The organism is Paraliomyxa miuraensis (genome assembly GCF_026337845.1).
GTDB lineage: Bacteria > Myxococcota_A > Polyangia > Nannocystales > Nannocystaceae > Paraliomyxa > Paraliomyxa miuraensis.
Genome location: NZ_JAOVZF010000146.1, coordinates 187587 through 199052, shown reverse-complemented (window position 1 = coordinate 199052; position 11466 = coordinate 187587). Strand labels below are relative to the sequence as shown.

The window sequence follows — 11466 nt, the reverse complement described above, 5'->3', positions numbered from 1 at the left end:
GTCGTGACGAGATCGTGAGGTAGACCCTCCGAATCATTGTAAGGGAAAGCCTTGGTCCGCTCGGGCCAACCCTCGATGGCCGGGGCCCTCCATCGGGGGTCGATGGGAAGCGGCTCACTGGCACTTGCACCACCCCGGCGGCATGCCTCATGATCGTCGGCGCAAAGAAGTCGAGGCTCGGACGCGGAGCGACGTGGATGGCACGACGCCCGCGCCCGAGGTCCTGCAAAACCACGACAAAGAGCCTCCAATCCTTTGGGCGAGCCGCCAAGCGGGCGTGGTCGCGGGATCGAGGTCCAACCCGATGAGCCCGATGATGCGCAAGGACGCGAGCGCAATCTTTCAGTCCCACGCCGGCACCTACGACGAGCTCGAGCGCCTCAGCGCCCTCGAGACGCTCAAGGGGCTGCGTAGCCCCGACACGGTCACGCTGGGCGACCTGGTCGGCTACCTCGAGTCTCGCGGCCTGTGGGCCCAGTTCGCCAAGATCACGCTCGGAGACCTGCGCGATGCCTTTGCCCCGCCGCGGGCCGAGGCCGAGGCCACGGGTCGCCGTCGCAAGCGTCGGATCCTCGAGGACGAGCTCGAGGATGCCTACGCCGAGAAGGCCGAGAAGGAAGGCAAGGCCAAGGTCGAGGAAGAAGAGGACGACGGCGTCGACTTCGAGGAGTGCGCGCGCCAGGTCCTTCCCTTCGTGGAGGGCAACGGCGAGGTGACGTTCGACGACATCGAGGAGTACTGCCGGATCGATCGCAAGGTGCTGCGACGCCATCTCGCAGCGCTGGTCAAGGACGGGCGGCTCGAGCGGATCGGCGTGGGGCGGCACGCGGTGTACTCGTCAGCGCTCTAGCCGCGGGCACGACCCACGCGATGCCGAGCGCGTCGCCGTTCTGCGGCGGCCCGATTCTCAACGCCGAAGCCGTCGCTGGACCAGCGCCGTGATCGTGGGCAGCACCAGGAGCGCCGCGAGGGCGGCGAGCACGATCCCCAGCACCGCGAGGCTGCCGATGCCCCGCACGCCACCAGAGTCGGCGACCATGAACGCGGCGAAGCCCACGGCGGTGGTGGCGGTGGCGGCGAGGATCGCCCCGCCGGTCTCGTGCAGCGCGTCGACCAGGCCCTCGTCGGTGGCGGGCGCGCGGCGGATCCGATCGGTGAGGTAGACCCCGTTGTCGACCCCGATGCCCAGGATCGCCGGGAGGATGGGCAGGTTGAACAGCGTGAAGCGCATGTCGATCGCGCCCATCACCCCCAACAGCCACGCCATGGCCAGCAGCAGCGGCACCAGGGTCATGAGCATCAGGGGGATCGAGCGCAGCTGCCAGAACACCAGCACCGCGATGAGGATCGCGGCCATGCCCAGCACGACCGGCGCCTCCTCGCGCAGCATCAGGTACATCGCCGCGTAGACGACCGCCTCGCCCACGAAGGTGCCCGACTCGGGGTCGTCGAGGTAGGACGAGGTCTCGTCCATGAACACGAGCCCGCGTTGCATGTCGGCCACGTCGAACGCCGGGTAGGCGAACAGGCCGTACGAGCCATCGGACGCGCGCACCTTGGCCAGCAGCGTCTCGGGTAGATCGTCGACGGTGAACGGCTTGGCATCGAGCATGGCCAAGAGCAGCTCGGCGTCCTCCTTGGACAGTTCCTCCGGCTCGGCTGCGGGCGCAGCAGGCTCGGGCGGCTCGGCCCCTGGCGGGGGCGCGGGTGCGGCTGGCGAAGGCGCAGGCGCAGCTGGATCGGGCGCGGCCGGCGAAGGCATGGCCGGCGCAGGCGAGGCTGGATCGGGCGCGCCCGGCGAAGGCGAAGGCGCGCCCGGCTCGTCGTCGCTACCGTCCCACTCGTCCCAATCGTCGGCGTGGGGCGCGGGCGGAGCAGGCGTGCCACCCGAGCCAGCAGCGCCATCGTCGTCCCAATCATCCCAGTCGCCGTCCTTGGTGCCCTGCGAAGGCTCGCGCGGCGGTAGGCCGGCGCGCTCGCGCAGCTCGTCGACGAGCTCGCCATGCTCGGCGGAGAACCGGGCGATCCACCGCGCCCTTGCCTGCATGTCGATGGTGGGATCGGGCAAGAGGTCGGTCACCCCGAACAGCTCGGCCACCACCGTGTCGTCCGCGGCCACGCGCTCGGCGTGCCGGGCCCGCGCCAGCTCGAGGGTCGCGCGAGCCTCCTGCAGCGTGGGTCGCACCAGTACGGCCGCGTGGATGTCCTTGCCGAAGATCGAGGAGATCAGCTTGGCATCGGGCTCGGTGTTCTCTCGCGCGTGGTCCGACTGCAGGCTGCGTCCGTTGTATTCGAAGCCCACGTGGCGAGCGCCTTGCAGCGCCACCAGGCTGACGGCGACGAGCATGATGAACATCAGGCCGGGTCGCGCGAGCACCAGGCGAGCGGCAAGGCTGGGCTCCTCGCGCGAGTGCTGCTCTCGCTTCTTGATCCCCACCAAGAAGCACAGCGCGGGCAGCACGGTGACCATGCTCAACAGACACAGCGCCACCCCCAGGGCCGCGATGATCCCGAACTCGCGAAAGGCCGGGAACTCCGAGCTGGCCATGCTGCAAAAGGCGCCGATGGTGGTGCTCGAGGCCACGAGCAGGGGGATCACCAGCCCATCGAAGGCACGGCGGATCGCCTCCCCGTCGTCGTGCTCGAGCCGCGCCCGCTTGGCGCGACTGAAGAAGTGGATGCCCGCGTCGATGCCCACCCCCATCACCACCGTGGAGATGGTGCTGGTCATCACGTTGAGGTGACCGAGCACGAGCTGCGTGGCACCGAGCGACCAGACCACGCCGCACAGGAGCGGAACGAGCAGCACCAGCACCGCCCGGTGGGAGCGGAACAGGAAGTAGAGGATCGCCACCACCCCCACGAAGGCGAAGATCCCGCTGCGCAGCATGTCGCGCAGGATGGTGGTCTGCTCGTCGGCCTTGGTGATGTAGGGGCCGGTGATGTTGTAGGTCATCCCGGTGCCGGCCCACGGTGCGTCCGATCGGTCGAACACCTCGGCGGCCAGGCCCCGGATCTCGTGCGTGACATCCTGGGCGACCTCGAGCCGGTTGGCTGGCTCGTATGGGTGCACGAGCATGACCTCCGCCTCGATGCCCTCGCGTTCGTAGCGGTCGCGGAACCCGGTGCGAGCGTTGGCCTGCTCGCGCTTGTCGTCGATGAAGGCGCGCAGGTCGTCGGGAGCCCGGGGGTCCGGCTCGGTCAGGCACGCGTCACCCTGCCGCGAGCACAGCTGATAGTGCTTCCAGGCCTCGACGAGCTGCTCGAGCCGGTCGAGCTCGGCGTCGGCGAGGTAGTAGAGCCCACGCTCGCTGAAGAACCCGCTGGGCAACCCGTGCTCGACGTCGCGGAACAGCGGATGGCCCTGCAGGCGGGCCTGCAGCGCGTCGGTGAAGGCATGACGCGCCTGCGGGGTCCCGTCCTTGGCGACGATGTTGACGCTGTTGATGCTGCCGAACGTGGACTCGATCTGGTCGAGGCTCCGCACCACCCGGTGGTCGGGCGGCAAGAGCACCCGCAGGTCGCCATTGATCTGCAGCCGGGTGGCGAACAGGCTCGCGACCAGGGTCAGAACGGCGGCCGCGAGCAGGATGACGCGATGGCGTAGCAGGACCCAGCGGATCCAGCGGTCGCTCAGCGGCTCGCGACCGCGGAGTGGTTTTGGCCCCGCCAAAACGGGGGCGACTCTCGCACGAAACGTCTGCGTGCGCACATCAGACCTGCGCATTGAGCGCAGGCGCGGGCGCGCGCAGGCCTGGGTGGCTCAGCCCTGGCCCGACAGCTCGGCGTGAATCACCTGCTCGACGTGGGTGGTCAGGTGGTGCGCGCCGGCCACGGTGAGGTGGATGCCATCGCCGGCCCGCACGGTGACCTTCTTGCGTTTGGTCTCGCCATCGTCGGGCGTGAGGTAGATGCGGTCGGCGTACTGGCCGTCCTCGTCGGCGAGCACCGACCAGATGTCGACGAACCGCGCATTGGGCCGGATGGCCATCTCGGCGCGGTAGATGGTGTTGACCCGCTGGACCCGGGCGTGGAACTTGGTGGGCCGCATCACCGGCATGCCGATCCAGAACAGGTGCTGGCCATCGGGTGCCACGGCGTCGGCGAGCGCGTTGATGCGCCGGGCGTACTCCTCCGACCAGCCCTCGTCCTCCCAGCGGATCCACTCTGCGGCGCCCGAGGCCTTGCCCATGTACAGGCCCTGCACGTCGTTGCCCCCGAACATCACCGCGGTGGCGTCGAACGGGCCCTCCTCGACGAGGTCGGCGGCTTCGGCGATCCAGTCGAAGAAGTCGGGGCGGGCCAGGCCCGAGCTGGACTTGCCGCGACGGGTCACGTCGTAGCCCCGCTCCTCGCCAAGGGCGCGGGCGAGGTAGAGCCCGAAGCCCCCTGCGATCATGCTGTCCCCGATCACCAGCACCCGGGTGCCCCCGCGGGGGCCGTAGCGATCGGCCCGGGCCACTCCGGGTCGCATCAGCGCGGTGGCGCCCGCCAGGCCGGCCAGACCGGTCAACCAGCGCCGACGCCCCAGCCCCCCACCGTGCTCTTGGTTCCCCAGTTCCTCATCGAGAGCTTCGCGATCCACGCGTATACCGTCCTTCTCTTGGCGGCCCAGCGACCCCGAGGCCGACTCACCATGGCGCGGTTGGCTGGACGTGCCAAGTCCCCGGCACATTTCGCCGACGCGCGCATTGCGCACAGGCCAGGAACATCGCTGACCCACGCCCACGCCCCTTGAACGGGCCGGGATTCGGCACTATCCAACGCTACGTCAGGCTCGTGACAGCGCATTCATCGCTGCCGCGCCCCCGGGCGCCGAGCCTAGAGGAGCTGATCCATGCTCGCCGACGACACCCGCAAGTTCATCGATACCCTGGTGAAGGGCAACAAGGTCATGTTGTTCATGAAGGGCAACCCGACCTTTCCGCAGTGCGGCTTCTCGGCCGCGGTGGTCGAGGTGCTCAAGAAGCACGGGGCGACCTTCCACCACTTCAACGTGCTGCAGGACCAAGCCGTGCGCGAAGGGATCAAGGAGTACGGCGACTGGCCGACGATCCCGCAGCTCTACGTCGATGGCGAGCTCGTGGGAGGCTGCGACATCGTGCGCGAGATGGACGCCAATGGCGAGCTGGCGCAGCTCTTGTCGCCGCGGTCCTAGGCGAATGCGATCCAGGCGACGACGGCGGCGATCACCGCCACCACGGTCACGATGAGGCCGACCGGAATCAGCCGCGCCGGCTGGGGGATCACACGAGGGAAGAGATCGCTGCCGAGTCGGCGCTCCGGCCGAGCGCGCTGCAAGCCGCGTCCCTTTCGATCGAGGGCGACGACGTTGATGCCACCTTCGGTGTAGCGCGCGTTGGAATCGTCGTCTCCACCTCTCACGGCCTTCGCCTCGTTGGGCACGATTGAAGCGAGGATCGCTCCCGAACGCAATGGTCCGGTTCGAGCCGAACCATTGCGCTTCGAGGCCACGGGCCCACTCCTGGGGCTGGCTATGGAGCTGGATGCACGCAGATGCCCGCGCCGCCGGCAGCCTGGCAAGTGGCACCGGCGGGGCAGTTCGTGTCGTCCATGCAGATCAGGGCGCACTGGGTGGGGCCGGCGCCCATCATGAGTTCGAGCACGCACATGGGCTGCGCGGTCCCCTCGTTGGGCATGGCGCACATCGAGCCGGCGCCATCGCAGGGCGGCGAGCAGAAGCAGCCATCGAGGCCCATGATCTGGACCGGCGACTCGCCGGCCGCGCACATGTTGCAGGGGCCGTAGTCGCTGTCGGTGGGCGGCGGCGGCTCGCCGGTGGTGGTCTCCTCCGGAGGAATGTCGAAGCAGGCGCCTTCGATGCACATCTGGCCGGCCGGACAGGGCGGGTCGCAGGTCACGCCACCCGAGGTATCGGGGTCGGCGGTTTCCTCGGCCGGCATCGTGGTGGCCGAGCTGGTGCTCTCCTCGGCCGTCGTGCCGTCGGTGGCCGTCATGCCGGTGGTCGGCACGGGCCCCGAGTCGACCACGGTGGTGTTGGTGCCGTCGTCGCCCCCCACCACGCAGCCTTCCATCGTCATCGCCATCGCCAGCGCCGCGAGGCCCCAAAGGCCCTGGGCGAGCCCATTCACGAGTCTCGATCCAAACGTCAACGTCATGGTCATCGTCCCTTCGTCCGCTGTCCCTTGGGCTCGTCGCCCGATGCAGCTGGTCACCGAGGGACGCTGCCATAGTGCCGGCCCGAGGGGCAATTGCCTCCGACGTGGGAATTGACGCGTCCAGGGCTGAAACCGCGGTTCTTGGCCCGGACCCTCGTTCATGCCGTAAGATGGGATGGGACTTCGCTGCGCGGACGACCTGGGTCGGCGGTCCGGCCGCGGCGAAGCAACGACGAGGGTCGAGCCATGCAGCACAGCAAACGACGAGGAGCGCGTAGAGACGTACGGGGCTGGTGGATGGGCGTTGGGCTCACGACCGGCTTGGTGCTCGGCGCCTGCGCGCCGCAGGTCGATCAGGGGGGATGCGACGAGAACACCCCCTGTAGCGGGCGCGGCCAGGTCTGCGACCTCGAGGTCTTCGAGTGCGTGGCGGCCGAGATCGACGCGAGCACGGCCGAGAGTCCCGCCCCCGGCAGCTTCTCCAACAAGGTGATCGCGTTCCATCGCGGGGAGATCTGCCTGCCACACGAGGTGCAGTCGGGCGCGAGCATGCCGGTGGTGGTGCGGCAGTGCTTGCACCCCTGCGTGTCCGCGTCTTCGTACGAGTTCGACTACGGCTTCCACTGCCGGGGCAGTCGCTGCGACGCGCAGGTGCTCACGTGGACGGTCGGCGCCTCGGCCCCCACGGGCTGCCCCGCCGACGCGTTCTCGGCGTTCGACCCGGCGACGTGCCAGTACGCCAACGAGATCGAATTCCACATCGACACCGAGACCAGCAGCGGGCCCATCAACGGCAGCATGAAGCTCGAGATCCCGTTCCTCACCAACGCGGACGCCACGATCATCGCGATGGATCCCGACGACACCGACACGGTGGACGAGCTGGTGATGCAGTACCCGCAGATGACCAGCCGGATCCCCGATGGTCGCGACGTGAGCATCCTGCCGGGCAACCCGGCCCCGCCCGAGAGCTGCCGCGGCGGCGCTTGCCCCTGCTATCCGATCGGGTTCTAGCGAGTGGTCGACGTCAAGGACGACGTACCCCGCGTGGGCCTGGTGCTCTCCGGGGGAGGCGCGCGCGGGGCCTACGAGGTGGGAGTGCTCCGCTACATTCGCGAGCAGATCAAGCGCCCCTGTCCGTTCCACGTGATCACGGGCAGCAGCGTGGGGGCGATCAACGGCTCGTACGTGGCGGCCACGCTGGATCGGCCGCGCGCGCAGATCCGGCCGCTGGCGCGGGTGTGGAGCGAGCTCGATCTCGACCAGATGTACCGCTTTGGCTGGTCGCAGGTGCGCCACCTGCCGCAGGTGTTGTTCGGCCGCCACCTGCCCAAGGACGGGCGCGTGGAGACGATCGGCGGTCTGGTCGACTCCTCGTACATCGAGGACTTCGTGCGGCTGCGGATCCCCTGGAAGGGCCTGCGCGACAACATCGAGCAGGGGCACCTGCATGCGATGGCGTGCAGCGCCACCGAGCTGGCCACGGGCAAGACCACGGTGTTCGTGCAGGCCAGGGAAGGGGCGGTGCCGCCGTGGCCCGCCGAGCCGGGAGGCGAGGCGGTGCCCACCGTCATCACGCCCGCGCACACGCTGGCATCGGCGGCGATCCCCGTGCTGTTTCCCGCGGTGCGGGTGGCCGAGCGCTACTACGTGGACGGCAGCCTGCGGCAGAACACTCCGGTGCGGCCGGCGATGCGGCTGGGGGCCAACCGGCTGCTGGTGATCGGCCTGCGCCACGAGAATGCGCAGACGCTGGCCCAGCAGCGCGCGCGGGAGAAGGCGCGCACGATCTTCCCCAACGCGGTGTTCATGGGCGGCAAGCTGCTCGACGCGCTCATGCTCGACAAGCTCGAGGCCGACCTGCGCCGGATCGAGCGGCTCAACGAGATCATCGCGGCCGGGCAGGATCTGTACGGGACGGACTTTGGCGCGCGCATCGGCGATGCGATCCCCGGGCGCCACGGGCGAGCCTACGTGCCCATGGAGGTGCTGCTCATCCGCCCGAGCCAGAACCTCGGCGAGGTCGCCCACGACGTGATCCGGCGCTCGAACCTGTCGCGCTACAGCGGGGTGATGGCGCGGTGGATACGGCGCTCGATGCTGGGCGACGAGATGCCGGAGAACGACCTGGCCAGCTACGTGCTGTTCGATCCCGACTACACCAAGGCGCTGATGCACCTGGGCTATCACGACGCCCAGGCGCAGCACGCGAGGATCGCTGCGTTGTTCGGGTGAGCGAGGCGGGCGGGACGGGACGTCGATGGCCGAACCGACCAACGAGCTGCCCAACTGCTCCAATGACGAGACGCTGGTGGCGGAGGACACGGGGCTCGATGCGGGCCTTGGATCCTCGGGCTCGCGCTCCCTCGACCTCGAGGCCTTGTTCTCGATCCGCGACGGCGCTCGCTCGCTCGGACGCTACCTCGTGCTGGGCACGCTGGGCAGCGGCGGCATGGGAACGGTTCTGCGAGCCTTCGACCCCAAGCTCGACCGTCGCGTGGCCATCAAGGTGCTCCATCGCGAGCTGAGCGAGCAGCAGACCGAGCGCCTGCTGCGAGAGGCCCAGGCGCTGGCCAGGCTCTCGCACCCCAACGTGGTGCAGGTCTACGAGCTGGGAGAGCTCGACGGGCGAACGTTCGTGGTGATGGAGCTGGTGGAGGGCCAGACGCTCGCGCAGTGGCTGCGCGCGACCCCGCCGCCAAGCTGGCGGCGCTGCGTGGAGGTGTTCGTGCAGGCCGGCGAGGGGCTGGCCGCGGCCCACGAGCGGGGCCTGGTGCACCGCGACTTCAAGCCGGGCAACGCGATCATCGACGAGCACGGGCGCGTACGGGTGCTCGACTTCGGGCTGGCGCGGCCGGTGGATGGCGTGGACGACGAGGCGGCGACGTCTGGGACGAGCTCGGGCACGCTCGACTCCGAGAGCTCGAGCACACCACTGACCCGTACGGGAGCGGTGCTGGGCACGCCCGCCTACATGCCGCTCGAGCAGATGCACGGAAGCAAGGTCGACGCGCGCAGCGATCAGTTCAGCTTCTGCGTGTCGCTCTACGAGGCCGTGTACGGCGAGCGCCCGTTTGCGGGGGACTCGATTGGCGCGCTGATCATTGCCATGACGGAGGGCGAGCTGCGCCCGGCGCCCGCGCATGCGAAGGCACCGTCGGCCTTGCGTCGAGCGCTGCTGCGTGGGCTGTCGATCGAGCCGGAGAGGCGCTGGCCGTCGATGGGCGCGCTGGTGGCGGAGCTCCAGCGGCTGCTCGCGCCGCGACGATGGTGGCTCGGGGTGAGCATCGGCGCAGGGCTGGCGGCGCTCGGGGTGGGGCTGGGCTACCAGGCCGAGGTGGGACAGCGCTGCACGGGTGCGCGAGCACAGCTTCAGGACACGTGGAACGACGAGCGGAAGCGAGAGCTGGCGACGACGATCATGGCCGACGGGTCTGCGTATGCCGAAGGCACCTGGGAGCGGGTGGACGCGCGGCTGGCCGCGTATGCAGAGGCATGGGTCGCCAAGCACACCGAGGTGTGCGAGGCGACGGCCGTGCGTCGGGAGCAGAGCGAGGAGGAAATGAGCCTGCGCATGGCGTGCTTGCGCGAGCGCAAGACGGCCCTGCACGCAGTGGTGAAGGTGCTCGCGCAGACCGACGCCGAGGTGCTGGAGCACGCCGTGGACCTGGTCGCGGGCCTGCCGGACCTGTCGGACTGCGACGATGTGGAGCGGCTGCAGGAGCAGCGCCAGCGACTCCCCCCACCGCAGGACGACGACGTGGCCAGGGAGGTGGAGACACTGCGCGAGCAGCTGGCGGAGATCGGAGCCGAGCGCGAGGCCGGCCGCTACGCAAGGGCGCTCGACCAGGTGGATCCGCTGATCGAGCGCGTGCGGGCGCTGGACTACGCGCCGCTGGTGGCCGAGGCGACATTGTTGCGCGGACGAGCGCGAGACGAGGCCGGACAGCACACCGAGGCCGAGCAAGACCTTCGGGAAGCATACGCGCTGGCCGCCGAGCACGGACACGACGCGCTGGTACTGGACGCTGCGATGAAGCTGGCGTTCGTGGTGGGCTATCAGCAGGCGCGGTCCGCAGAAGGTGCGGTGTGGATCGACACGGCCATGCCCCTGGCCCGGCGCAGCGGTGACGAGGTCGACCTCGCCGAGTGCATCAACAACCATGCGGCCGTGCTCCTGGCGCAAGGAAGGTATCGGGACGCAGAGCTGGAGTATCGGCGAGCGCTCGAGCTCCAGGAGCGCGTGCTCGGAGCCGACCACCCGGGGGTTGCCATGAGCTGGAACAACCTGGGGGTCGCGCTGGAGCTCCAGGGCAAGCACGCGGAGTCGGAACAGGTCGTTCGACGCGCGCTGGAGCTACGACGGCGCGTGCTCGGAGAGGAACACCCCTCCACCGCGCACTCGATGCACGGGCTGGCGCATACGATCGCAGGGCAGGGGCGGGACGCGGACGCCGAGCTCTTGCTCCGCCAGACGATCGAGATCCAGGAGCGCGTGCTGGGCAAGGAGCACCCGCACCTGGCCGAGAGCTACAACACGCTGGGCGCCGTGTTGATCAACCAAGGGCACCTCGAGGAGGGCGAGGCCCTGTTTCGGCGCGCGGTGGCGATCTTCGAGCAATCGGTCGGCGAGGACCACCCCGACCTCGCCAGGGCGCTGGGGAACCTGAGCTTCGCGCTCTCGTCGCTCGACCGGCGCGCCGAAGCGGAGCCCGTGGCCCGAAGAGCGCTGGATATCCGCCTGCGGGTGCTGGGGGAGGACCATCCCGAGGTCGCCCACTCCTGGAAGAGCCTGGGGACCATGCTCACCATCCAGGACCGGTTCGCGGAGGCCGAGCCGTGCCTTCGGCGCGCGCTGCAGCTGCGTGAGCAGGAGCTGGGGGCCGAGCACCCGGACCTGTCGTGGGAGCTGGAGGGCCTGAGCGATGCCCTGCGGGGGCAAGGCAAGCTCGACGAGGCCGAGTCGCTCGTTCGAAGAGCGCTCGCGCTCCGAGAGCGGGCGCTCGGAGCCGATCACCCGGCGGTGGCTGACGCAAGCATGCGACTGGCCATGATCGCGCTCGAACGAGGCGAGCACGAGGGCGCCCGCGACCATGCCGAGCGGGCGCTCTCGATCCGCGAGGCGGGGGCGATGCCACCGGACTATGTCGCTTCGGCGCGCTTCCTGCTCGCGCGCACGCTATGGCCCGCTGCCACCGAGCGAGTCCGTGCCCGTGCGCTGGCCGAGCAATCCCGACGGACCTACGAGTCGATCGGCGATGCCAAGACGACCGAGCACGACGAGGTCATACGGTGGCTGGCCGAGCACCCCGTGCGCTGAGCGTGC

At 69.6% G+C, this 11466-nt stretch carries 9 protein-coding genes; 5 read left to right on the top strand and 4 right to left on the bottom strand.

The genetic code is table 11. The features are described from left to right. Nucleotides 1–304: 304 nt before the first annotated feature. On the top strand, nt 305–850 hold the full coding sequence (locus OEB96_RS13490) for a hypothetical protein (RefSeq protein ID WP_266216025.1): 546 nt from the start codon (nt 305–307) through the stop codon (nt 848–850). 57 nt (nt 851–907) lie between these two features. Here the strand turns inward: OEB96_RS13490 and OEB96_RS13485 are convergent, their stop codons facing one another. Both OEB96_RS13485 and OEB96_RS13480 read right to left on the bottom strand, forming a co-directional pair. Continuing rightward, nucleotides 908–3673 (bottom strand): efflux RND transporter permease subunit, encoded by a 2766-nt coding sequence (locus tag OEB96_RS13485; RefSeq protein ID WP_266216024.1) that lies wholly within the window; start codon nt 3671–3673, stop codon nt 908–910. Between the two features lie 90 nt (nt 3674–3763). Beyond that, on the bottom strand, nt 3764–4585 hold the full coding sequence (locus OEB96_RS13480; protein WP_266216023.1) for an SGNH/GDSL hydrolase family protein: 822 nt from the start codon (nt 4583–4585) through the stop codon (nt 3764–3766). Between the two features lie 252 nt (nt 4586–4837). Between OEB96_RS13480 and grxD the strand changes: the two genes are divergently transcribed. Further along, on the top strand, nt 4838–5158 hold the full coding sequence (gene grxD, locus OEB96_RS13475) for a Grx4 family monothiol glutaredoxin (RefSeq protein ID WP_266216022.1): 321 nt from the start codon (nt 4838–4840) through the stop codon (nt 5156–5158). Here grxD and OEB96_RS13470 read toward each other — a convergent pair. Both OEB96_RS13470 and OEB96_RS13465 read right to left on the bottom strand, forming a co-directional pair. Next, complete coding sequence (locus OEB96_RS13470; RefSeq protein ID WP_266216020.1) at nt 5155–5475, bottom strand: hypothetical protein; 321 nt, start codon at nt 5473–5475, stop codon at nt 5155–5157. The two genes, grxD and OEB96_RS13470, sit on opposite strands and share 4 nt — an antisense overlap. 20 nt (nt 5476–5495) lie before the next feature. Continuing rightward, nucleotides 5496–6140 carry a hypothetical protein gene (locus OEB96_RS13465; RefSeq protein ID WP_266216019.1) on the bottom strand — a complete coding sequence of 215 codons (645 nt, stop codon included), beginning with the start codon at nt 6138–6140 and terminating at the stop codon, nt 5496–5498. Nucleotides 6141–6437: 297 nt separating this feature from the next. Here OEB96_RS13465 and OEB96_RS13460 point away from each other — a divergent pair, with 297 nt between their 5' ends. The 3 genes from OEB96_RS13460 to OEB96_RS13450 are packed head-to-tail and all read left to right on the top strand — an operon-like array spanning nt 6438 to nt 11460. Beyond that, nucleotides 6438–7154, top strand: a complete 717-nt coding sequence (locus OEB96_RS13460) for a hypothetical protein (RefSeq protein WP_266216018.1) — start codon at nt 6438–6440, stop codon at nt 7152–7154. A 3-nt stretch (nt 7155–7157) separates the two neighbouring features. Then, complete coding sequence (locus OEB96_RS13455) at nt 7158–8375, top strand: patatin-like phospholipase family protein (RefSeq protein WP_266216017.1); 1218 nt, start codon at nt 7158–7160, stop codon at nt 8373–8375. Nucleotides 8376–8400: 25 nt separating this feature from the next. Further along, a complete protein-coding gene (locus OEB96_RS13450; RefSeq protein WP_266216016.1) occupies nt 8401–11460 on the top strand; it encodes a serine/threonine-protein kinase in 3060 nt (1019 codons plus the stop codon). The last annotated feature ends 6 nt before the right edge of the window (nt 11461–11466 follow it).

Bases quoted from the DNA above. Each gene is read 5' to 3' on its own strand.
- OEB96_RS13490 (WP_266216025.1), top strand. From the start codon at position 305: ATGAGCCCGATGATGCGCAAGGACGCGAGCGCAATCTTTCAGTCCCAC.
- grxD (WP_266216022.1), top strand. From the start codon at position 4,838: ATGCTCGCCGACGACACCCGCAAGTTCATCGATACCCTGGTGAAGGGC.
- OEB96_RS13465 (WP_266216019.1), bottom strand. From the start codon at position 6,140: ATGACGTTGACGTTTGGATCGAGACTCGTGAATGGGCTCGCCCAGGGC.
- OEB96_RS13460 (WP_266216018.1), top strand. From the start codon at position 6,438: ATGGGCGTTGGGCTCACGACCGGCTTGGTGCTCGGCGCCTGCGCGCCG.
- OEB96_RS13450 (WP_266216016.1), top strand. From the start codon at position 8,401: ATGGCCGAACCGACCAACGAGCTGCCCAACTGCTCCAATGACGAGACG.